Source organism: Undibacterium umbellatum (assembly GCF_014284125.1).
In the GTDB taxonomy this organism is placed as follows: Bacteria; Pseudomonadota; Gammaproteobacteria; order Burkholderiales; family Burkholderiaceae_D; genus Undibacterium; species Undibacterium umbellatum.
The window spans coordinates 186,293-208,989 of sequence record NZ_JACOFX010000004.1 but is presented as its reverse complement, the minus strand read 5'-3'; the positions used below and the strand labels follow the sequence as shown (position 1 = coordinate 208,989).

The following is a 22,697-nucleotide window of genomic DNA, read 5'->3' as shown; positions in this document are numbered from 1 at the left end:
GCACAAAATGGGTCTGGTCAACGTAAGTCGGTTCGATTGCCTGCCTGTTGTCGCCTCCAGTGCGTTCTCGCTGTACACTGCGACTTGACAGACTCAGGCCTTAATTCCCGCCTACCATCGCAAAGGAGCAGAGTATGCAACACCCACATCACATCAGCGGCACATTTGAAGTCAAACTCAACCCGCAAGCCGCAGCACCAGGAATAGAAGCTGCCAGGCTGGGCCGCATGACGATAGACAAGCAATTTCATGGCGATTTGCAAGCCCACAGCCTGGGCGAGATGCTGTCAGCCATGGGCGAGATCAAAGGCTCGGCGGGCTATGTCGCGATAGAACGAGTAACTGGCACCTTGCTGGGCAAGAAGGGCAGTTTCGTCCTCATGCACACCGGCACCATGAACCGTGGCCAGCCACAACTGACGATACAGGTCGTACCTGATTCAGGCACCGATGCGCTGACCGGCATCAGCGGCAGCATGGGCATTGAAATCAAGGAAGGGCAGCATTTTTACAGCTTTGATTTTAGTCTTCCCTGAAGGCGGTTGTTGCCGTGACTGGCAATTCCTGATCTGCCTGATTTTCTTGTTGCGGGCCCTGCAGTCTGCACAGAGCCAGCAAGTGGCAAAATTCATTGCCGGTGGCCTGTTTGGTTTGAATGCCATCTTGCAGTTCATTGCTTACTACAGGAAAAAACACCAGACTGAAGTATGGGAGTAGAGTCCCGTGGGCTGTATTACAATTGGCGTTTCTATCAAGCATCTATAAAGCATGCACCCTGGCTGGAACCCCACCCGCAGAAATAAACATGTCGGCACCAAGGCCCACGGCCACGGCAATGACAACCGCATGGTCGTGCCTGAGGCCTGGGGTGAGTATTTTCTGGAACAACTGGGCTCGCATGTGCTGGTCAAACGCCAGATCAATGGGCGTGAGATGCTGTTCTTTGTCCAGCCTACGCGACCTGGTCACTTTTACCCTTGCAGCATAGACGATATTTGCAAGGTGCTGGCAGGTTGCCCTGACGAGGTGACGGCAGCTTTTGATTTCATCGTCCTGCGCCAGCCCACCCGCAAACAGGGCATCTTGCAGCCTGTGTGGGGCCGGGCAGCGTACAGGTATGAAATACGCAAACAACGTGGTGCCGCTGTCATCATTGAGGCGCAAATGCCTGACTCTTATATCTGGTCCAAGTCAACCAACCCTGAGCAAGCTCGTGAGTTAAAACGCTTGCGGCAAGATGGTCATCACATCGAAATGACCCGTCGCGGTGTCCAGGTTACGCGTACCGCCCAGTCTTCACGCAATACCATACTGTACCGTACACTCTTGCATGAGATAGGTCATCACCTTGATATAAACCGCAGCACCTATGAGGAATGGGCCGCAAAAACCCAGGCGACCAAAGAAGACTATGCGCACCGCTTCGCGGCAGAGTTGTATGCCAGGCTTGAGCAACAGGCTGTTGTGCCGTTCGCACCTATACTGGATGAGATTGCGATGGCACAGGATGGGCTTGATCTTGCATGGTTTCATTCACGAGACTCTGCAACAACATCGTAAGTTACGGCTGTCTTTGTAAACCTCTCACCCCAGATGCGCAGAGAAAGCACAGAGGAATATTCATTCTTCGCCATGTACGATGATGACACTGAGCGCACCGCAATGTGCCCCCCGCCATGACTACGTCACGGCCATAAACCGGTGGCTGGGTACGCCGCGCGCGCCATCTCCATGTCGAGAAAATGATGAGGATCGCGCACCCTGGCACCCCGCTGGGTGATTCGTTGTCCATCAAAAATACCTGACCCATGCCTTCCCGCTTTGCCGTTTATAACGTGCGAAGGCGCGGCAGGGGTAGTACAGCGCTGGTATCAGGGCTACAGCAATCAACCAGACTTGCCAGACATGCTCAACACCAAACCGCTGTCCATGGCTGGCACCAACAGCAGCGAGCATCAGTTTTTGCAAGCCCAGCAGGACAAGCAGATGCAGCAGGTAGTAAAACATGGGGGCACCTCCAAACACACTGGCGATGCGGCTTAACTTGCCGGGGTATTTTTCCAGCAAGGATAAACAGCATATGCCTGTGCCCAGTGTCAGCAGGGCGAAGTCCAGTGAGGGCGGGTACTTGGTCAGGTTGAAAAAGGACATCAGTGTGAGCAGTTCGTTGCCATGATCTTGCCAGGGCTGGGTGTCGCCATAGCCATTGACACAGCGCAGCACGACAAACATCAGCAGAGCGGTGGTGCCCAGGATGGCCAACAGGCGTTGACGGCGCGGGGCGCTGATGCCTGTCGCATACAAATGGCCAGCAACATAACCCAGCAGAATGATGCCTACCCACGGCAGCAGAGGGTAACTGACCTTGATCTTGATGGCTGCGTCGCTGATGAGATAGCCCCTGTGCAGCAGCAAGGTCCATAAGCTATACGATGCGGTGCCCGGTGCAAAACTCAGGCCAGCCAGGGCATTCTGCCCGCCCACGATCAGCAAGCCCAGCAGGCCCAACACCAGCGGCGGCAACTTGTGCAGCAAACCCAGAATAATCATGGCAAGACCGATGACCCAGATCACTTGCAAGTAGATGGTCGGCGGCGGAAATTGCCCGGCCCAGGCGAAATTGACGACCGTCAGTTCCAGCACCACCAGCAACAAGCCACGCTTGATGAGAAAGCCACTGGCATCGCGCGGGCCTGATGGCGGGTTTGCGTACAAGCAGGCAGACAAACCCGTCAGGAACACAAACACCGGTGCACACAGATGTGCAGCGAGCCGTGTAAAAAATAATGCTGGCGCAGTCTGGCTCACGTCCATGGGGTCGCTGACTTGCTGATGCAAAAAGAAAGTTTCGCGCACATGGTCAAACATCATGATCATCATGACCAGGCCGCGCAGCGCATCGATGCTGTTGATACGCTGCTGGTTTGGATTATTGGCCGTCATCGTCAACACCATCAAAACTGTTGATGCAGGGTGAGACTCACGCTGCGCTCTGTACCAGGTGCCACCCACAACTGGCTATATGAACTGGCGTAATAGCGCTTGTTGAACAGATTATCCACATTCAGCGACACCCGCGTGGCTTTGCTGGGGCTGTAAGAAGACATCAGTTTCACTGTGGTGTAGGCGGGCAGCATAAAGTTCGAAGACACCGCCACGTCACCCAGGCGTTCTCCCACATAATTGATGCCCGCACCGACGCTGGCTCTGGCTGTGCCTATGTTGAATAACTGGCTCAGAATGAGGTTGGCGCTATGTTTGGCCACATTCGGGAAACGGCTGCCAGTGATGATAGTGTTGTCGCCCTTGGTGACGGTTGCATCGGTATAGGCATAGGCGGCAGACAGGCGCAGGTCATTGGCGATGTCGCCCGCCACATCCAGCTCCAGCCCCTTACTGCCCACTTCACCTGCCGCAATCGAGAAATCAGTATTGGCCGGGTTGGTGGTCAGCACATTGCTTTTCTTGATACGGTACAGCGCAAGAGTGGCGCTGGTCTTGTTGTCTGGTGTATCAAACTTGAGGCCCACTTCATAGGAGCGGCTTTCTTCTGCCGGGAAGGCGGTGTTGCTGATGCTGATGCCGCTATTCGGTCTAAAACCTTTTGCCACATTGGCATACAGCGATATGCCTTTCACGGGTTGATACACCAGGCCAGCACGCGGGCTGGTGGCACTGAGTGACTGGCTGCTGGCGACGGACGCGCGGTAATTAGTCAGCGTCTGGTCATAGTGGTCACTGCGCAGGCCCAGCAGTGCCTTCCATTGCGCCCCAAGATCAAGCTGGTCTTGCAGGTAAAACCCTTGCGCACGCTGGTTCTCCAGGGTGTTGATCGACAGCGTCAGCGGGTCGGCAGTTTTGCCATACACAGGATTGTAGATATCGATCGCATAGGCATTGGTGGCTGATGGATTGCGGCGCAACTGCACGCGGCTGTCATCAAACTGGTAGGTATCCACACCCAGCAGCACATGGTGTTTGATGCCAGCAGTGTCAAATTTGCCGACCAGTTCCACCCGCGCAGATTTGTCCGTCGCAGAAAAATCACGGTAGCGGCGCTGGCGGCGCAAGGTGCGCCCATCTGCCAGCAGATTGTTTGCCTCGGTGGAGTAACCGCTGAGCGCACTGTCGCGGTAAGACAAGCCACTTTGCAGCGACCATTGCTGGTTGAAATCATGTTGCACAAACACCTGATGCCCCAGTGACTTTACCGTCATCGGGCCGTCCCCTGGCTCACCCAGAAAGCGTGAATTGGGTATCAGGCCCAGCTTGCCATTCACGGCCAGCACGCCACGGTCGAATGGTGTTTTTTGTTCACTGGCTTCGAGTTCATACGACAGGGTAGTGCGCTCACCGATCAGCCACACCAGCGAGGGCGAGACAAAGCTGCGCTTGCTGCTGATGGTGTCGCGGTAGCTGTTACCCTGTTCTGCCGCCGCATTGATGCGGTAGGCGATGGTCTCGCTGACTGGCCCGGTCAGGTCAGCAGCAATACGGTAAGTCTGGTGGCTGGCCAGCGTCAGGTCAACATCATAGGCAGGCTTGAAGCGCGGTTTCTTGGTCATGATATTCACCGTGCCGCCGGGTTCGCCACGGCCATATAGTGCAGACGATGGCCCTTTCAATATCTCTATGGATTGTGTACTCGCAGTATCGCGCAAACCATTGTAACCACGGCTGGAACTGAAACCATTGACCATATAGTCAGACCCAAAATTGGGGTCGCCGGTAAAACCGCGCATGGCATAGCTGTCCCACAAACCACCGAGATTGCTTTGGCGCGCAATGCCACTCGTCAAGTCCAGCGCATTGTTGAGGCTGGTCACGCCATTGTCCTTGAGCAGATCAGCCGTCAATACCCGCACGCTTTGCGGCAGGTCTGCCAGCAAGGCATCGGTCTTGGTGGCACCGGTGGCGGAGATGCTGCGGTAGTTTTGTCTCTGGGCTTTGATCAGGACTTCGCTTTGGGTTTGTTCCTGGGCGTGGGTGAGCACGGGGTATGCGGCGGCGATGAGCAGGGTGAGGTGTTTGTAATGCATGGGATTCCTGAGGAAATTGAAAAATTGATTTGGGGACGGAGGTTGAATAGGGCGTAGGTTGGCCTAACCTGCGCTGGTTCGGATAAGCTACTTCGGATAAACATAAGCCTCCACCTTCACCCCCTTGAGGCGATACCCCGCACTGCCCATGGAGGTATCACTACGGATGGTTTCCAGCACGCCGCTGACCCATACCGCATCCATCATCTGTATCTTGGCGGGCTTGTCGAGCACGACATCGATGATCTGGTTGGCAGGTGGCGGCGGGGTGTGGATGCAGCCGCCGAAGTAGGGGACGAGTAAAAATTCGCGCAATTTGCCGCGTTCGCCGTCCAGCGGCACGATGAAGCCGGGGATCTTGATGCGCGTACCATTGAGGCTGGCCTCAACCGGTGCCTTGTCCCAGGCTTCGCGCATGGTTTGCAGGGCGGCCATGGCGCGTGGGTCGCTGTCGTTGAGGAAGTTCATGTCCAGGTTCTTGAAATCCTTGCTGGGGTCCCAGTTCTTGGGAATCAGGGCTTCCCACCGTATCTCTTTGTAGCTTTCACTTGCGGCGGGCGTGGCTGGTGTTTTTGGTGTAACTGGCTTGGGCGGCGCGGCTACAACCTTATTCTGTGGCAGCCTGTCCCCCAGCTTGTATTGCCCGGCGGGTTCCGCAGCCTTGGCTGTCATCAGCAACCAGGCAGTCAGCATGAATAAAATACAGCAGGCGCAGCCCAGCCAGAACTGGTAAGCAAAGCGCGAATTTTTTCTTTGTTTCATGGAGATCCTTTTTCTACAGACGCGGTGTCAAGCCATCGGCCAGGGAATTTCGGTAAGCCAGGCAGGCAGGTATCAGGCTGGCCAGCATGCCCATGAGCACCACCATGCCCAGCAGCGGGATTTCTGTGGCATTGATGAGGCCAGACTGGATGAGGATGCCGTAATGCATCTGTACCCAGTCCTTGCCTGCCAGCGTCAGCACATCGAGCAGGAGCAGGCCGCTGATAGCCCCGGCGATGGTCAGGCCCAGGCTCTCTGCCATCAGCATCAAAAACAGATGTCCCGGCCCAGCACCGGCAGAACGCAGAATCGCCAGTTCACGCCTGCGCTCATTCAGGCTCGCCAGCATCACCGCCAGCAAGCCTGCACTGCCCAGTACCACCAGCAGCGAAGACATCGCCAGCAAGACCCGCTCAACGATGCTGATGACTTGCCACAACTGATCAAGCGCCACACCCGGCAGCACGGCCAGCAAGGCTTCTCCATTTTTAGTGTTGATCTGCCGCTGCAAGCGAAACACCATGCTGCGCTTGTGCAGGCCCACCAGCACAGCGGTGATTTCTTTTGGTTGCAAATCAAACTTGCGCGCATGTTCTGCCGCGATAGAAAAGCCCGGTACAGGCGCACCACCCTGCCAGTCAAGATGAATAGCCTGCATGGATTGCAGGCTGATATGCACGCTGCTATCTACCGGCGTACCGGTGCGCGCCAGCACGCCTACTACCTTGAAAGGCTTGTCGGCATGTTCAGCCAGCGCAGCATCGCCAGTACCATGACTGAGCGTGATTTTTGAGCCGACCTGGTAGCCCAGATTGTCTGCCACATCCGCCCCTATGACGGCAGCAAACAAATGGTCTGCACTCTCGCCAAAGGCTTGGCCCGCCCGCAGTTGCAAGCCTTGTGCATCACCATAGCGAAAGCGGCTGAAGTAATCTGGCGTGGTACCCACCACCGCAAAGCCGCGATGCGAGTCACCCAGCGACAGCGGCACGGCCCAGGCCACCGCCGGGTCTTGCAGCAAATCCTGGTAACTTTGCCAGGCAATATTATTGGTCGCCGCACCAATGCGAAACACCGCGTACAGCATCAGTTGCACCGGGCTGGTACGCGCACCTACGACAAGATCAGTGCCAGAGACGGCATGCGAAAAACTCTCGCGCGCATCATTGCGCAGCCTCTCTACCGCCAGCAACAGGCAAACCGAGAGGCTAATGACAAACAGCATCAGGCCCAGGGTCAGGCGGCGGTTCCAGGCGCTCTTGCCTGCCAGTCGCAAGAAATAAAATAACTGCGAAAATAGCTGCGAAAACATCAGTGATGCTCCACGCGGTTAATTTTTTGCAAATCCAGTTCGCGGCTAAACTGGCTGGCCAGTCTGTGGTCATGGCTGACAAACAACAGGCTGCTGCCATGGCTGACGCATTGCTCCAAGATCAGCGCGATAAAGTCTCTTTGCCTGTCGGCATCCAGTGCCGACGTAGGTTCATCAGCGATGATGATTTCTGGCTGGCCGATCAGCGCACGCGCCGCAGCCACGCGCTGTTGCTGGCCTATGCTAAGTCCTGTGACATGGCGCTGGTACAGGTCGGCATCCAGCCCCAAAGTATTCAGTAAAGCCATTGCCGCCTCACGCGTGCTGCCATGCGCTGCACTGGCACGTTGCTGCCGCCTTTGCGACAGGCGGCAGGGCAGCAAGACATTCTCGAGCATCGACAGATAAGGGATGAGGTTGAACTGCTGGAAAATAAATCCCGCATGATCCACCCGGAAACGGTCACGCGCTGCGCCAGACAAGCTACCCAGATCACTGCCCAGCACCGTGATCTGCCCACGCTGCGGCGTGATGATGCCACCCGCCAGCGACAGCAGCGTGCTCTTGCCACTGCCGCTGGGGCCGTACAGGAACACGCTTTCACCCTTGCTGATACTAAAGTGCTCTATGTCCAGACAAGCTGCCTGCCCGCCCTGCCAGCGGAACAGCACGTTGCTCAGGCTCAGCGCGGGGCTGCTGTCTTTTTCTATTGCAGACATCACCATGTCAGCGTGCGTTGTTTCGGCGTTAGCGTTGCCGCCACTTGCCCGCGCGCACCAGCCATTTGCGCATCGACTTTGTGTATCGCAGGGAAAGCATCAAACAGACTCAGGTGCAGCGATTTTAATGCTGCGGCTTTGGTGCAGCTATATTCATATTCAGCATGAAGATTCGCATGTTCATCCTTAGACGCCGTAGCCGCTGCAGCTTGCAGCACAGGAGCAACTACCTTCACGGTGGTGAGCTGGCAATCTGCCTCGGCATTGAGCTTCAATAAGGTGTCTGGTTTTTGCATGATATCAAGCAAAGCCCTGGCTGCCTGTTTTTGCTTGTCCGTTCGCGGCGCATGTTCAAAGCCCAGCAGGTTATCCAGCGGGCTGTCAAATTCCAGCGTCAGTCTGTTGCCATCCTGCGCCAGCAATACCGTGGCGCTGCCGTGTACATGGGCTTCATGGGCGGTGCTGCTGGTTGCTACTGCTTGCAATAAGCTTAGAAAAATGATCTGGATCAGTTTGTTCATGCTGTTACTTCCATGTGCTGTGAGATCGTATCGTCATCATCGCTGTCATCCACTTTCATCCACGATGGAAACGGGTCGGCATAGCTGATCCACTGCACTGCTCCCTCTGTCATTTCGGCCGTTGTCAGCAGACAGGCATCCAGCATCGCTTCTATCGCCGCCTGATCCATGTCCACACCGATGAACACCAGTTCCTGGCGGCGGTCACCATAGGGTTCTATGCATTTGCTTAAAATATGCTGCTGATAGTCTGCATCCTGCGGCCACTCTGCCTTGTTGACGGCAGACCACCACAAGCCCGCTTGATGGTGACGGCAAATACCGCCTGCCTGCGACCATTCGCCAGCGATATCCATACGCGTCGCCAGCCAGAAATAACCTTTTGATCGCACCACACCCGCAAAGCCCTGGTGTATGCAAGACCAGAAACGCTGCGGGTGAAACGGTCTGCGCGCGCGATAGGCAAAGCTGCGTATGCCATATTCTTCGCTCTCAGGCACATGCTCGCCGCGCAGCTCTTTGAGCCAGCCTGGTGCGGCAGATGCCTGTTCAAAATTGAAGCGGCCTGTGTTCAAAACCCGGTCCAGTGGCACATTGGAAAAACTGCAAGGCACGATATCGGCTCGCGGGTTTAACGCACGCAAGATCTGGCTCAGCCTCTCAAACTCATCAGCACTGACCATGTCGGCCTTGTTAAGCACGATGACATCGCAAAACTCTATCTGCTCCACCAGCAGATCAACCACAGTGCGTTCATCCTCTTCACCCATGGAGGTGCCACGCTGGTTAAGGCTGTCACCCGAGGCATAGTCGCGCAAGAAGTTATAGGCATCCACCACCGTGACCATGGTGTCGAGCCGCGCAATGTCAGACAGGCTGCGACCATCTTCATCACGGAAAGTAAAGGTCTCGGCCACCGGCATGGGTTCGGATATGCCGGTTGATTCTATGAGCAGATAATCAAAACGCTGCTCACTGGCGAGCCGCTGGATTTCTATCAGCAAGTCTTCCCGCAGGGTGCAGCAAATGCAGCCATTGCTCATCTCCACCAGCTTCTCGTCCGCCCGCGACAATTCAGCCCCACCTTGCCGCACCAGGTCTGCATCGATATTCACCTCGGACATGTCATTGACAATGACAGCCACGCGCTTGCCTTCACGGTTGTTGAGGATGTGATTGAGCAGGGTGGTTTTACCTGCACCCAAAAAACCTGAGAGTACGGTCACGGGCAAAAGCTGGGTAGTCGGCATGATGAGTCCTGTGTCGGGGATAGGTGGTGGCGGGTGCAGTAGTGGTATTCGATGACAAATCAGGGGCAGCGGTTTTTGTGTTATCAGGTGGGATATCCAGCCCTGGTCATATTGTTAAATGCAACTTTGTTGCATTATTTACTTAAAAAAACAGACTGGTTTCAGTCTGCACGTATCAAGGTATTCCACAATTTTCCAGCTTTGCGTAGCGCTTGCATGGACGCGCACGCGGCGCTGAACATCAGGCAGATCAGCACGCAAATTCGCACGCCGATTCGCAAGCAAATTAGAATGCAGTTCGTCAAACATGCAGGCAGCATCAACCATGCGTCTGGAAACACATGATCTACAGCGGAAAATTTATTTGCAACACAATTGCATTTCCAGAATCATAAAGTAATTCAAATTGTTTTGCAACACTGTTGCAATGAATCTGAGTGTCAGTGAATGGAAAGCTTGATGGTGGTTGCGTCGCAGCGGTGTTTTGAACATCCGCAAAGTAGGGCGCATCGCCATGCGCCGCATGGGTTGACAGGACTCAGGGCTAATAATCCATGCCGGGAACCTTGCAGACATACGGCGAACAATGCGCCGTATGTCTATCCAATGACTGCCAGGCTCGGCATTCGGTCGATGCTGACCTGTCATCAACATATCAGGAGGCAGAATTTGACGCCGCAGCCATTACTCTCCCACCAGTCTCGCCACATAAGGATTAATAAACATCCCGGTAGGGTCACAACTCTGGCGATAATCATCAAAGGCTTGCACGCGCTCCTTGCGGCGGCTGCGTAACTGCTTGATGAAAGCAGGGTTGAAGGGCTGCGTTGCTGCCGCAGGGCCGGTGGCGGGGTCATAGAAGCCATACATTTTGCCATTGTGGGGCCAGCCACCGAGGGCGACCCATTCGCTTTCGACTTCGGCAAAAAAGTTCAACAGCTTGGTGGGGTAGTCGAGTCCGCTTTTGTCTTCATGCACGGCGACGAAGGCGATCAAATCGAGGTTGACGAAATAAGCCTCGGCATTGCTGGTATAGGTGCCTGCCATGGCAGTGTTGCCACCCTTGATGAAACGAAATTCCATTGGTGCGGCGATGTGAAAGTTGCTGCTCTTGTTGACCTTGTCGCTGACTGACTTTAATGCACCCCATACTGTGGATAAGCTGCTGGCACCCAGGTCAGGCAGTTCGATAAAATAAGACATGAAGATGACTCTGGCAGCATCGCCCAGCCACAGGTCAGAATTCTTTTGCGCAGCGGCCTTGACCTCACCCTTGATGACGGAGATCGCCGTCGAGGTGATCAGAGCCGCCGCAGCGGTACCGACTATTGGCGCATCAAAGCTTTGCGCATAGATGGCGGCGTCTTCGGCCAGGTCTTCACCAAAGGGTAAATACGGTGCGCCAAATTCGTCTTTCTTTGCCAGTTGGCAGGCGTCTGGTGTTGGTTCCGGGGTAGGGGCTGCACCTGAGCCGCTTTCCACATTCCACCAGGCCGCCGTAAAGTTGCTGGTGCCGCTCAGTGCATAGGGGTTGAAGAAGGTTTCCACCCTGGATTTGGATGCCAGCAAGGCAGACAGGCCAGCACCAAAGTTGGCAGCGTTTTCCCAGACATAATCAGTGATGCCGGCGCTCAGGCAGTTGGCAAAAGGGCGTGGCATGACGCTGATGGTCACGGCTGTGACGACACCCAGGGCACCGAGTGACACGCGGGCAAATTGCAGTGGTGACCAGGCACCTACTTTGGGCGTATTCGCATCAATGGTGTTGACGATACCGCTGGGCCCCATGATGGCAAAGGCAGTCACGGTCTCGGCAAAGATAGGTGCCTGTACAGTCGCACCATGCACGTCCACCGCGGTCATGCCACCAAGGCTGAAAAAGCCGCCAGCAGTCACGGTTTGCAGCATCAGTTTGTTTTGTGTCAGGAAAGCGTCAAGTTCATCTTCACGTACACCCGTATTCACGGTGACGCTTTTGCCGTCGCTGTTGATCTGCATGCGCTGATCCCCTTCGCGACCCAGGTCGGCATAGCAAGACAGATCGACGATGACGACACCACTGGCAGGTGTTTCACTGCTGGCCACCAGCGGGGTTTGCGAGTGGCGCTGGCCGGACACACGTAGCTGCTTGTTCTGTGCTGCGGCATTGGTGACGATGGTTTGCAATTCTGCACGCGTGCGTGGTGTGTAGTAATAATTGTCGCCCTGGTAAAACAGATTCTGACTCCAGTTTTTCCAGAGAGGGGAGGCGGGTTTGGTATTGTCTGCGCTGTTTTGTGGCATGGCTTACTCCGTGGTTGGATGCAAGTGGTGATGACTTGAATGATGGCAGTCTTTATGTTCATATTCACTCAAGGGGATAGTATTAACACATGCAAAGCACGCTTTGCACTGTCTGTGTTCGATCATTCCTAAATAGCTTTGATGACATAACCACCCGTAATAGTAGGATGATCGCCAGACTTTTTTGGGGGCGAAAATTTGTAGTAAATCGCAGCCCCCTGAAATTCCATTCGATTCAACTTAATGACTCGCCCGGTTTTTAGCTCGTTAACTTGATACCCTAATTCTGGCTTCGCGTTATCAAACAGTTCAATCGTAGAAAACTCAATAACCTTACCGTTAGTCAAACCTTGCGCTATGAACGCGTTAACTGGTCCGCTTTCAAGAGGGCTTGCATTTTTATTCCGTCGTAGCCCAAAAACAGGAAAATGGCCACTATCCATAATAAGCGGGGCGACATTGGTTTGTTTTTTCTTTGGGCCAGTATTGCCGTTTTCATCCAGCACTGTTCTGGTTTTTTTCAGGCTGTTGTAAAAAATTTTAATCTGCTCATTCGGCGCTAGTCCACCTATGTCCGTCCAGGCCTGGTTGATAGGGTCATCCGCTGCCCTATCTGCAAATTGCAACAAGGTATTGTGTATGCTGGCCTTGTAGTATTGCCCATTCTCATCTTTGAGAATATTTAATGAAAAAAGCTTGGGTTGTTTGTTTTCTTTACTTCGCACGGCATCTTGTCCAAAGACAGGCAGCCAATGAAATAGATGGGCCAGGAATCGAACATAGCACTCGTAACTGCTCTTGGCCGCAGCGTTTTTCTTTTGAACTTCGCTATCACCGGCGTTATTCAGCGCCGGGTTATAGGCAAAGTCTTGCTTCCAAAGTGCGAGTTGTGCGTCGGGAACTTTGAAAATGGGGTTCCTATTACATATTTCTGCAAATTGTAGATCAACGTTTTTTTGCCTGTAGTAATCCTGAGTCTTGCTGAGTTGCAAAGGCATTACCTTCATTTCGCCCAAGGCAATAAAAAAGAGAATGAGCGCGCGATTACTTTTGATGTAATTCCACACCAAGGCATCCTTGCCTTGTATTGCACCATCGCTGGTGACGATATGCAAGACATCGCTTTTGACTTTTTTTATGGAAATTTGCAAAACTTGAATGCCAACAGCTTGAAACAGATGTTGAAAATCAGGGTCGGCATACATTTTAGCCAGTAAAGAGAGTAAGCCACCGCCTAAGCCAGCAAAACCTCGTCCCCAGGTAAATATGGCACCATCCAAGATATTAATGGATGCGCATGAACCTTCACTTTTGAATTCTTCCCATACCAATTCCTTGAGTTCATGCGAGCCTACTGCCTGTGGTTGGGGGTCAGCATCTGGATAGCCTCCATAGGAGCTGTGTTGATCGTATTTGAATAACCTGGCTTGTGTTTCGGCGGGGATGATCCTATCTTTTTCGACCAGAAATTTGGCGCGGTTCCAGTGAACCAGCCATGGAGATTCTGTTTGCGATGAACTGGCATTTGCAGAGCGAAGATTGGCACCCTGTTTTTCATAATTCAAAAGTAGTTTTAAAACACCAGTCCAACGTGCGTTTTGTCCAACGACGGGCGATTGTTCTGCCACGTCTTTCATCTTTTTAACTTTGTCGATACCCGTCCTCAGCAAACTCTCAAGAAAAGGAAAAGCATGTTCATCGGCTAAAGCGTTGAATTCGAAGGCGAGTAATTCATAAAGATTATCAATATCACCTGTGTAGCGACTTCGATGCGCTTCAATGGCGTTAAAATAAAATTTGATGCGTGCTTCAACCGGGTAATTTTGAATACCTAACTCCGCTTGCAGACGCCCAATATCGGCAGGCGTGACGATCTTAGCCCGCTCTATCAGCAGATTGGCATCCAGCAATGAGCGCAAGGCGGTCTCGGTGGCTTGCCTGTTTGTAGTACGCGGGGCAGGGATCGTATAAGGAGCCGCTATTTCTGGTGGTGCGGGGCTTGCTGCCTGGCTGGGTTGCACAATAGACCCAGGGCCAGGCTTGATGGGCGTTGGAATAGTTGGCTTGCCCATGATGTGCTTACTTCATTCTGCCTGTTTTTGGGTCGTACTCAACGGCAACAGGCACAATCTGATCGGTAGGAACAATTTCTATCCATTGATCGAACACATCAAAATACGGGGTATCTTCTTCTGCACCTGGTTTAAACGCAAAACTATTTTGCAAAGGATAAAAACCGTGCTCAAACACCTTGTTAATGGGGCGTGACAGTACTTTGTCCCTGTCGTCGATCACTACTGGATTGCCGGCCTCATCAAGTTCATCTGCCAGTTCTTTCTTGCCAAAAGCCTGATTCGCTTTTTGATATTCATGTTTCTTATTGAGTTTATCAATGAGTTGATTAATGGATTGCTCAATACTCATGGGAACATTGTTTTCATCCAGCGTTTCTGTCATCGCATCGAGGCCATCAATGCCTTCGACGTTGGCACTTCTTAACCAGGCGAGGGCTTCCTTCTCCTTGCCGGGCCGTATAGGCATGACGGCTTTGACCCAGGGAGCATTTAAAAAAGCGTTACGCATATTATCTCCATCCAATTGCATGAGCCAGCCCAAAGACGCGCCCAAAGGGGCAGGGGCTGACTCTTCAGTAATGAGATAATTATCGCTACGTTGTTCATTACTTGACCAATTGGCGAGATACGCAGAGTTGATCTGGGTTTCGTTGTTGCGTTTAACGGGCTGAATGATGCTCAGCGGAGAGGCAAAATGTGCCCTCCATGCAGCCTGCCCCGTGTTGTTCGCCACAGTGGTGGCGGTGCCTTCTCTATTCAGTGGCGCGGTGCCCACAAACTGGCCATGATGGACGGAGGGCTTCCACCATTCCGGGGCGACAAAATAGAGCATCTTGTCAATATCAAAGAGCGAGTTGAGGTACTCGGACAAATTGTGGCGCACTGCCAGCTCTTCTGCGCTCTCTCCTCGCTGGTAATTGTCTTCATGCATTAAAGATTTGATGAGATTGCGATAAATGATAATGCGTTCCTCTTCGCGCAAATCCTCATTTTTTCTCGGCCTGATCTCTGACGAAAGCTTAATCCGTTCACGCACTTTCTTTATGAAGTCTTCTTTTGCTGCAAGGCTGCGCTCTTCCGTCGTCTTGTTGATCAGCGCATCATTGTCCTCCTTGTTTTTTTGAATCGCGGCTTTTGATGGAACATAACGAATTGAACATTTGAATTTAAAATCATAACTTCTGTCGTCTTCAATTCCATCGTCATTGTGAATGTCCAGGACAAAAGCCAGCTCAGTAATGCGCTTCTCACCGTCCACAACGATTGCGGCTCTTTCTATGATTTTGAAATCCCATGGAGGGCCGTTCATTAAATCCAGGGTCCACTGGCTGAGGATATAATCCTGTCTTGGCGGGATGACAGGAATGAGTTTCAAGATATGTACCCCGTTAGGTAATTCTGTGATTCGCCAGGGGTAACTGATTTCACTGGGAACATCAATTGATTCAGGCAGAATAATTTTTTCCGGGTCGTGTATTTTGCTCAGCGACTCATCGCTCGCAATGTGGACAAGATTCGCTAATCCCAACTGCTTGCCTGGTTCGTCGACAAAAGTTTCCCAGCACAAGTAAGTGCCTATGTCTTGCACTTGTATCGCAATTTGCCGCATTTTTCGGCGCATTTCATAATTAATGAGTTGCGCTGTATTGTTGGCCAGTATGTAACGCTTGCTGTGAGTGTCATTCGATTCGATGACAGTCTTGAAGGTGGTTTTATAAGTTTGCTTTAATTCCTGGCTGATTTTTTCACTCTGCTGGCGTGTGCGCTTATGGGTGGATTCTCTGGCTTCTTCCTGAGATTGCGCGTAATCAAAATTAGAGCTTGCAGTGACAGACATATACGAGGCTGTCACACTCGCGCCAAATTTAATATCTTGCCTGTTGCTTTCCCTGACCAAATCACTCATTTCTTCATCAGACTTTTTCTCCAGCTCACTTTTAAATAAGGTCTCGGTCGAAAATTCGGTCGATCTCTCAGTCAGGATACGCTTGCTCGACACTTCAATTAATTCGGCGGAGGCGGCAGGGCTAAGCCAGATGTGCTCTATGGGCGTACCTAAAAAGGTATCCAGTTCAAAGAAATACTGCCTGAATAAATGCACCAAACCGATAGGCGATAAACTGATTGCCTCTGCTTTTTCCTTGATGCTGGCTTGAGTGCGGTCAAAGAAAAGCTCACCCAGCGAGTGAAAATTCAAATTTTCAAATGGCCCTGAGTTGTTTTTTAAAAACAGACTTTTGAGTGTGTCAAACTGCTTTTTCTCTTTTAAGTACAACAGCATTCCGGCTACTTTGGACTCATGCTCCAGCAAGCTTGAAAAGCCTTGCCGCTTCATTTCATCGCTTATATTCTGTTCGCCCTCAAAAGATTGGCTGGCGGCGTTGATCACATTGCTTAGTACGCCATGTTCATCCTGGCTGTTTAAGGTTTCTTTAAGCGCATCGGCATGAATGAGCAGATCACACGCGTCAATAAATTTGTTTTCCAAATCACCTGCATCGACATTCGCAAGCCGATCAGCGAACGCGCTGCTTAATGCACTGAGGAGAAAGCTGCTTTGGTTTGGTGAGACAACCGGGTTCTGAACGCTACCTACGTTGATTTCTATCAAATTTTTGATCGTGCTTTGTGCCGGCCTGTTCGCCAAAAAAGCTGCAGGATTGCCTTCTTGTTGCAAGAACTTGTAACTGCCCTGAACTTGTTTTAATGCCTCATTGAGCGTAATAGACTTTTCACGCTCCAGCAAACGCGCATGACGTTTCCCTTTTCTTTTTGACTTCCAGCCCAGCAGGGGTTGATACACACCCAGTAGTTCACTGGCATAGGGCAGTACCCCTATATATTTCGTCAAATCGCTTAGTTTTTTGCCTGACATAACAACCCCTTAACTTTACTAAAAGTGAGAAACCATGAGCAGATTTTTGATACGGACTACAGCAATGAGAAATGGCGCATCATGAACGCGCTTGAGCTTGATATTGAAGGTCTTACGCAGTGTTTTCATGCATTACCCTTCCAGTTTTCTCCTGTAGAGGTATGCAGAAGAGCGGGGGCCCATTGCAAGTTCCAAGCATCAGCAACGATCAAATTAATGTTAATTAGTCTAGCATAATATTTAATGAAGTCAGTCTATTTCATGGCGAGGCGTCAGGTTTGTTAGCCTCTCTTCATTATGTAAAAATGCTCGCCTGTAGAAAAAATAAAACATTAATTGAATAAAATCGTCATCAGATGCTTGTTTTATTCAAAAAGCTGTGGCAAGATACATCCATCGAATACAGCAACAACAGCTTTAATACAAACATCAAACTTAAAGAACAGGACATATTGTGAACACAACGCTACTCCAACAACTGAACCAGAACTTGCGCCTCATCGCGCAGGGTATGGCACAGGCTGGTGCAGCGCTGCTGGATGCACCTTTGTCCCCATCCCTTTCTGTAGCCGCTGGCCTGCAGTCGCAGCCAGCCCTGCAACCGCAACCAGCATCACCCAGCCCGCTCTTCGCCTTGCCCTTGCATCATCTGGGCGCATGCGTGCAACTCAACATCCGGGGGGAAACCCCGCAGGGAAACGTCACCAGTTAAAGGTGTACGCCAACTGTAGCGACAAGCCCGGATGCGATTAACGCACCGGGCTTTTTGGTTTTATAACGCAGAATTTTTAAGCTTGATTGCAGATTGCAACAAGCAAGTGAGTCATATCGGAGTGTGGCGCAGCCTGGTAGCGCTACTGCCCTGGGAGCAGAAGGTCCGAGGTTCGAATCCTCGCACTCCGACCAGTTTGAACGTTGCATCGTTCTGTAGGGGGCGTCGTTTTTACACGGCGTTCTCTACACCCTGAATTTGCTTTCTGTCTGCAATTCAGGACAGGAACTGAGTAACGATGAAAGAAAACTCAGCCTGCTTTGGGGTGGCCATAGCTTAACGGTGAAAGTCGCGGATTGTGATTCCGCTTATCCCGGTTCGATTCCGGGTGGTCACCCCAAAGCAGGTTGAGGTAAATGAATTTTGCGCATGTGGTGGAATTGGAAGACACCCTGGTTTCAAAAGCCAGTACCGCAAGGTTTGAGGGTTCGAGTCCCTCCATGCGCACCAGTTTTACAGGGGATTAGCCAAGCGGTGACGGCATCGGGTTTTGAACCCGACATTCCAAGGTTCGAATCCTTGATCCCCTGCCAGTTTGAGTAGTGAAGTTTTTCGGAGTGTGGCGCAGCCTGGTAGCGCAACTGCTTTGGGAGCAGAAGGTCCGAGGTTCGAATCCTCGCACTCCGACCAGTTGAATCGCGCAATTTTATGCTGCGTGATGTGAATGAATAAATGCGCATGTGGTGGAATTGGGATACATGCTGGTCTTAGAAACCAGTGCCGAAAGGATTGGGGGTTCAAGTCCCTCCATGCGCACCAGTTATATAGGGGATTAGCCAAGCGGCCAGGCACCGGAATTTGAGTCCGGCATACCAAGGTTCGAATCCTTGATCCCCTGCCAGTTTGAGTAGTGAAGTTTTTCGGAGTGTGGCGCAGCCTGGTAGCGCAACTGCTTTGGGAGCAGAAGGTCCGAGGTTCGAATCCTCGCACTCCGACCAGTTTGAACCTTGCATCGGTCTGTAGGGGGCGTCGTTTTTACACGACGTTCTCTACACCCTGAATTTGCTTTCTGTCTGCAATTCAGTATAGGGAATGAGTAACGATGAAAGAAAAACTCAGCCTGCTTTGGGGTGGCCATAGCTTAACGGTGAAAGTCGCGGATTGTGATTCCGCTTATCCCGGTTCGATTCCGGGTGGTCACCCCAAAGCAGGTTGAGGTAAATGAGTAATGCGCATGTGGTGGAATTGGAAGACACCCTGGTTTCAAAAGCCAGTACCGCAAGGCGTGAGGGTTCAAGTCCCTCCATGCGCACCAGTATGTTGAAATTTGGAAGCGTGGCAGAGCGGCCATTGCAGCTGTCTGGAAGACAGTAGGACCGAAAGGTTCCGTGAGTTCGAGTCTCACCGTTTCCGCCAGTTAATGCCTCTGTATGTGTTCAAGGGGCAGAAGTAAAGCGCGTGTGGTGGAATTGGTATACACGCTGGTCTTAAACACCAGCGCCTCTGGCATGTGGGTTCGAGTCCCACCACGCGCACCAAGAGCACCAAGAGCGCGTCAGTAAAGCATATGCGTGCGCGAGCGAGTTTGCGTCTACAAAGCATGTGGCAGAATAAATTTGAAAGCGTGGCAGAGTGGATCAATGCACCTGTCTACATACAGCATCGCTGTCGGGGGCCGTGAGTTCGAATCTCACCGTTTTCAGGTAAATGGAATGACAGGTCAGAAAAGTGTTCTAGCATTGCCCTTGGCGCTTGCAATATTTTTATATTCTTGCACGCCCATCGTTGTTAAAATGCGGCCCTCTCTGGTATTGGCGTGCGCGTGCATTTCACTTTCGCTCCCACTGTCAATCTCATTGAGAGCAGGGCATTGCTGCTGCATTTTGCGCAGTGCGCTCTCCCTCATTCTATTTGAAAGCTCATACTGATGCGTTTTTTGATTTTCCTTATTAGTCTTGTGGTTCTTGGAAAATTCTTGTTTGGTATGGGGCAAGAGGGCTATCAATCCACAGTGAACGATACCAAAGCGAAATATGCCGTAGAGCGTATTCAGGAAAAGCTGCCCATCAAATTTGAGAACGGTGTGAAAATTGAGAAGGCAGAATACTTTGACCATACAGTCAGCCTGTACTCGACTGAGGGATGGAAGCGGGAGATCTCTACCGAACAGCGTGAAGAATTTAAACGAGTGCTGGTCCAGGCTTACTGCAAGGGCAAGATGAAAACCTTGTCGGAAGCAAAGCTCAGGATTGACTACGTCTTCACTACGCAGGCGCGTTCATTGAATGACTTGTCCACCGACACCTGGAAAGTTGCCCTGCAACCGGGCGACTGCAAAGAGCAGCACAGAATCAACTGATACTGACAAGAAAGCGGTACTCTGGCCTGGCCAGTGCGTACTGTTTTTTCTTGCCGCCATCAGTTCAAATGAAAAGACTCAAAAAACGCAGCAATCCTGGGTGAATGCTCTTCGCTTTTTGGTCCAGTTACCTCGATGAGGTAGACGGTTTTTCCAGCCAGGAAAAATGTCACTTTCTTGATCTCTCCCTTGGCAGACAAGACCATGCTGCGCCCCGCGTTTCCCTTTAGCATGGTGGTGTTATCTTCAATGACGATGGCTTTAAGATCACTGACGATGCCATCCCTTATTCCTTCAAGGAAGAGACCCGGTTCGTCTGGTTTGCTGGCAAGATCGAAATACGTAATGGCATACTGGAGCTTGCCAGCACGCGATAAATAGGTATGGTGATTGCTGACCCCGGCGTGTGCTGCAAGCCGTTGCTCGACAGGCTCGCCGGGCATGCTGATACTGAAGTGCTGTCCTGGTACAGAGAGTTCTGTCAGTGCCGACTCCGGGGCAGCGCTTGAGCGACTGTTCATATAAGACGCATAGCCAAATTCAGCCAGTATCAGCACGACCGTCAACATGATGACATTGCTCATGTCATGATTGGATTCTGGTATCGCCTCTTTGCAAGCCAGTAAACCTATCTTGTAACCCTCGGCACGCAGAATAGCTCTGGCGCGCAGATTGATGGCCAGCACGGCCAGGATATTGAAAAATGGGATAAAAGCCAGGATGCCCACGATAATTTTAAATGACCGCCCCCAGTCAGCACCACGGTACACGCGTATCAAGCCAAATAGACTCATGACGGCGACCAGCGCTAGAAACGGAAACACCATGATCGCAGCTTGCGTGCCGCGCAAGTGGAAATGCTGTACCGACCAGACGATGCCGCCAAACATCAACATGGCCACATTGAGTAAGCGCATGCCGCTGGCAAGATTGCCTAACTCCACATAATCATAAGAGTCTTGCGCAGGCTGATGTCGGGCACCAGTCCCGCGTGTGCTGGCCGGTAACGCCGGTAACACCGGAAACGCCATGCCTATGTCGCAGCGGCTAAAGATCCAGTTGTACACAGCGCGATTCATGGCAAACACTGGTGTTGGCGCGCTGATGGTCACTGAAATCAACATGCTGTCGGTGCGCAGGCAGCATATCAGCAGATGGCTATCTTCCTCATCGCCAGGCAAGCGGCCCTGGTATTCTGTGACTATCCCCTGGACGCGGCTTCCCCAGTTCTCGCCCTGAATGGCAACGGGTTTCGCCACCTGCGTCATCTCTGGCATTTCTTTCGTCAGCATAGGCAGGCGCATACCCACCCATTTTTCTATCGACACATCCTGCCGCGCAAAGCCCTTTGCCTTTAGCTTGGTGCCAGTGGCCATATCATGCAATCGTAAGGAGCGGCTATTCTTGGTTTCGTGCCACTTACCTGGCGCATACAACTCCAGTCCCAGGCTGACGTTACGAAACTCCCTGGGACGCAAATTGGCGATGTCATGCCCAGTCAACTCGCGCTGGCTGGATGACACATGGCTTACTTCAGGCTGACTTTCTGACTTATCCCAGCCGTCCAGGCTGAGAGCCCCGGCCGATTGGCCTTGCGGCTTGGCGTTGAAAGAGTCAAATTTCATATTGCGCGTTCTTGTTATGGAAGGCAAAGCGACGCTTCGCCAAAAATCAAAGCGTGGATTAAAACATTGACACCATAATTGTGTCAAATTGTTTCAGAAAATTACAAATGGAAACATTTGTGGAAATGAAATAGTGACAGGCAGGGCGATTGTTCATGCCCTGCCTGTCAACACGCCCTAACAGCATCTGATCCGTCGAAGAAGCTGCTTTATATAAACAAGAAGAGTTACTACCTGAAATTGATAGTCACTAAGGCATTGCTGGCAAATCAAAGGTCGTCATGGGCGCCTGGTCTTCGTTGAGTATTCTGGTGACTGCATTAATAAATGCCTCTTTCCCCGGTGCCGGGCCCGGACCATAATTGCTGCGGCTGCCATTACAGATGCCGGTCAGCATGGTAAATGGCTGGCCCCCTTGCGGCATCACACTATATTCCAGGCTGAAAGTACGATAGTTGTCAGGCGGTGCCTGGCAGACGATGGCCATGAAGTAAGTTTCATTGCGATACAGGGGCATGGGCATTTGTATCGTGATGATCTCGGTGCCTTTCGCCGTGTGGTCGATGAAGACGGCAATCTCTTCACTGGGGATAACATCGGACGGGTTCTTGATGGTGCTGCGACCAAAGTCGTCCCAGGTATCTGCCACCATCTTGCGCCCATCCTGGCGCAAGTGTTCTGTGAAAACGGCCGCGACATCTTCACGCAGGAAGCGCGGCAGGATAATCCGCGTCATTGCCCAATGATGGTCACGCTGCCCCGACTCCGTGGGCAAACGGATCGGCCTGCTTGATGTCTGCTGTTCTTGCTGTTTGCTGTAAAAAGAGAATGTGTCGTTTTTAGAACTCATGGAGACTCCTGGAAAGTGATGTCGTCAACATCAGGGGTGGATGAGAAACAAGCTAGTAAAGCAAACGTCAACACAAACGCCAGATCAGGAGGGCGCTATGAAAATAGCATGGTGTTCTTGTGAAAAGATGCACAAGTCAGATCCCCCTTTTTTCTGGCGGACGCGGATTATGAGGCAGACAATTGCCTGACGCCAGTGCTTGAGATGAAAATAATCGAAGAAATTTGCAAGCTGTTGCAATGCCTCAACGAGGCTGCAATTTATTGACATGCAAGCCCGTGCCACGAAGTCATGGCCTGCATTTTGGCTTTATAA

General features: G+C 51.9%; 18 protein-coding genes and 13 tRNA genes. 18 read left to right on the top strand and 13 right to left on the bottom strand.

Features of this window, described 5'->3' with window-relative positions:
- The first annotated feature begins 134 nt into the window (after window positions 1–134).
- Genes H8L47_RS11045 through H8L47_RS11035 form a run of 3 tightly spaced genes read left to right on the top strand, consistent with a single transcriptional unit; the run spans window position 135 to window position 1,560 of the window.
- The gene (locus H8L47_RS11045) at window positions 135–536 is read left to right on the top strand and encodes a DUF3224 domain-containing protein (protein ID WP_186953638.1); all 402 of its coding nucleotides are present in this window, start codon (window positions 135–137) and stop codon (window positions 534–536) included.
- Window positions 517–717, top strand: a complete 201-nt coding sequence (locus H8L47_RS11040) for a hypothetical protein (RefSeq protein WP_186953637.1) — start codon at window positions 517–519, stop codon at window positions 715–717. Before H8L47_RS11045 ends, H8L47_RS11040 begins: the two co-directional genes overlap by 20 nt.
- 51 nt (window positions 718–768) lie before the next feature.
- The gene (locus tag H8L47_RS11035) at window positions 769–1,560 is read left to right on the top strand and encodes an ImmA/IrrE family metallo-endopeptidase (RefSeq protein WP_186953636.1); all 792 of its coding nucleotides are present in this window, start codon (window positions 769–771) and stop codon (window positions 1,558–1,560) included.
- 231 nt (window positions 1,561–1,791) lie between these two features.
- Here the strand turns inward: H8L47_RS11035 and H8L47_RS11030 are convergent, their stop codons facing one another.
- The 10 genes from H8L47_RS11030 to H8L47_RS10985 form a co-directional block, all read right to left on the bottom strand.
- Window positions 1,792–2,943 carry a DUF1624 domain-containing protein gene (locus H8L47_RS11030; RefSeq protein WP_230413687.1) on the bottom strand — a complete coding sequence of 384 codons (1,152 nt, stop codon included), beginning with the start codon at window positions 2,941–2,943 and terminating at the stop codon, window positions 1,792–1,794.
- A gap of 11 nt (window positions 2,944–2,954) precedes the next feature.
- Entirely contained in the window at window positions 2,955–5,039 is a 2,085-nt protein-coding gene (locus H8L47_RS11025; protein ID WP_186953634.1) for a TonB-dependent siderophore receptor, read from the bottom strand.
- 87 nt (window positions 5,040–5,126) lie between these two features.
- Window positions 5,127–5,801 carry a DUF3299 domain-containing protein gene (locus H8L47_RS11020; RefSeq protein WP_186953633.1) on the bottom strand — a complete coding sequence of 225 codons (675 nt, stop codon included), beginning with the start codon at window positions 5,799–5,801 and terminating at the stop codon, window positions 5,127–5,129.
- A gap of 13 nt (window positions 5,802–5,814) precedes the next feature.
- Window positions 5,815–7,113, bottom strand: coding sequence for an ABC transporter permease (locus H8L47_RS11015; RefSeq protein WP_186953632.1), 1,299 nt, complete (start codon window positions 7,111–7,113; stop codon window positions 5,815–5,817).
- Window positions 7,113–7,838, bottom strand: a complete 726-nt coding sequence (locus H8L47_RS11010) for an ABC transporter ATP-binding protein (RefSeq protein ID WP_186953631.1) — start codon at window positions 7,836–7,838, stop codon at window positions 7,113–7,115. Before H8L47_RS11010 ends, H8L47_RS11015 begins: the two co-directional genes overlap by 1 nt.
- Window positions 7,832–8,353, bottom strand: a complete 522-nt coding sequence (locus tag H8L47_RS11005; protein WP_186953630.1) for a DUF2796 domain-containing protein — start codon at window positions 8,351–8,353, stop codon at window positions 7,832–7,834. The genes H8L47_RS11010 and H8L47_RS11005 overlap by 7 nt, the downstream gene beginning before the upstream one ends.
- Window positions 8,350–9,603, bottom strand: a complete 1,254-nt coding sequence (gene zigA, locus H8L47_RS11000) for a zinc metallochaperone GTPase ZigA (protein WP_186953629.1) — start codon at window positions 9,601–9,603, stop codon at window positions 8,350–8,352. Before zigA ends, H8L47_RS11005 begins: the two co-directional genes overlap by 4 nt.
- A gap of 684 nt (window positions 9,604–10,287) precedes the next feature.
- Entirely contained in the window at window positions 10,288–11,886 is a 1,599-nt protein-coding gene (locus H8L47_RS10995) for an FAD-binding protein (RefSeq protein ID WP_186953628.1), read from the bottom strand.
- A gap of 128 nt (window positions 11,887–12,014) precedes the next feature.
- Complete coding sequence (locus H8L47_RS10990; protein ID WP_186953627.1) at window positions 12,015–13,958, bottom strand: hypothetical protein; 1,944 nt, start codon at window positions 13,956–13,958, stop codon at window positions 12,015–12,017.
- 7 nt (window positions 13,959–13,965) lie between these two features.
- On the bottom strand, window positions 13,966–16,836 hold the full coding sequence (locus tag H8L47_RS10985) for a hypothetical protein (RefSeq protein WP_186953626.1): 2,871 nt from the start codon (window positions 16,834–16,836) through the stop codon (window positions 13,966–13,968).
- A 454-nt stretch (window positions 16,837–17,290) separates the two neighbouring features.
- Here H8L47_RS10985 and H8L47_RS10980 point away from each other — a divergent pair, with 454 nt between their 5' ends.
- The 14 genes from H8L47_RS10980 to H8L47_RS10915 all read left to right on the top strand — a co-directional run bounded on the left by H8L47_RS10980 (window position 17,291) and on the right by H8L47_RS10915 (window position 19,250).
- A complete protein-coding gene (locus H8L47_RS10980) occupies window positions 17,291–17,548 on the top strand; it encodes a hypothetical protein (RefSeq protein WP_186953625.1) in 258 nt (85 codons plus the stop codon).
- Between the two features lie 117 nt (window positions 17,549–17,665).
- Window positions 17,666–17,742 (top strand) — tRNA-Pro (locus tag H8L47_RS10975).
- 131 nt (window positions 17,743–17,873) lie between these two features.
- A tRNA-His gene (locus H8L47_RS10970) sits at window positions 17,874–17,948 on the top strand.
- Between the two features lie 25 nt (window positions 17,949–17,973).
- Window positions 17,974–18,058, top strand: a tRNA-Leu gene (locus tag H8L47_RS10965).
- A gap of 7 nt (window positions 18,059–18,065) precedes the next feature.
- Window positions 18,066–18,141 (top strand) — tRNA-Gln (locus H8L47_RS10960).
- A 20-nt stretch (window positions 18,142–18,161) separates the two neighbouring features.
- Window positions 18,162–18,238, top strand: a tRNA-Pro gene (locus H8L47_RS10955).
- A 44-nt stretch (window positions 18,239–18,282) separates the two neighbouring features.
- Window positions 18,283–18,367: transfer RNA gene (locus tag H8L47_RS10950), tRNA-Leu, on the top strand.
- 7 nt (window positions 18,368–18,374) lie between these two features.
- Window positions 18,375–18,449, top strand: a tRNA-Gln gene (locus H8L47_RS10945).
- A gap of 20 nt (window positions 18,450–18,469) precedes the next feature.
- Window positions 18,470–18,546: transfer RNA gene (locus H8L47_RS10940), tRNA-Pro, on the top strand.
- Between the two features lie 132 nt (window positions 18,547–18,678).
- A tRNA-His gene (locus H8L47_RS10935) sits at window positions 18,679–18,753 on the top strand.
- Between the two features lie 25 nt (window positions 18,754–18,778).
- Window positions 18,779–18,863 (top strand) — tRNA-Leu (locus H8L47_RS10930).
- Between the two features lie 14 nt (window positions 18,864–18,877).
- A tRNA-Ser gene (locus H8L47_RS10925) sits at window positions 18,878–18,964 on the top strand.
- 38 nt (window positions 18,965–19,002) lie between these two features.
- Window positions 19,003–19,086: transfer RNA gene (locus H8L47_RS10920), tRNA-Leu, on the top strand.
- Between the two features lie 80 nt (window positions 19,087–19,166).
- Window positions 19,167–19,250 (top strand) — tRNA-OTHER (locus H8L47_RS10915).
- A gap of 18 nt (window positions 19,251–19,268) precedes the next feature.
- Here H8L47_RS10915 and H8L47_RS10910 read toward each other — a convergent pair.
- Window positions 19,269–19,541: a hypothetical protein gene (locus tag H8L47_RS10910; protein WP_186953624.1), complete on the bottom strand. Its 273-nt coding sequence runs from the start codon at window positions 19,539–19,541 to the stop codon at window positions 19,269–19,271.
- 18 nt (window positions 19,542–19,559) lie between these two features.
- Between H8L47_RS10910 and H8L47_RS10905 the strand changes: the two genes are divergently transcribed.
- Window positions 19,560–19,907 (top strand): hypothetical protein, encoded by a 348-nt coding sequence (locus tag H8L47_RS10905; RefSeq protein ID WP_186953623.1) that lies wholly within the window; start codon window positions 19,560–19,562, stop codon window positions 19,905–19,907.
- Between the two features lie 59 nt (window positions 19,908–19,966).
- Here H8L47_RS10905 and H8L47_RS10900 read toward each other — a convergent pair whose 3' ends face one another.
- On the bottom strand, window positions 19,967–21,532 hold the full coding sequence (locus tag H8L47_RS10900) for a hypothetical protein (protein WP_186953622.1): 1,566 nt from the start codon (window positions 21,530–21,532) through the stop codon (window positions 19,967–19,969).
- Window positions 21,533–21,782: 250 nt separating this feature from the next.
- A complete protein-coding gene (locus H8L47_RS10895; protein ID WP_186953621.1) occupies window positions 21,783–22,382 on the bottom strand; it encodes a hypothetical protein in 600 nt (199 codons plus the stop codon).
- Window positions 22,383–22,697: the final 315 nt, after the last annotated feature.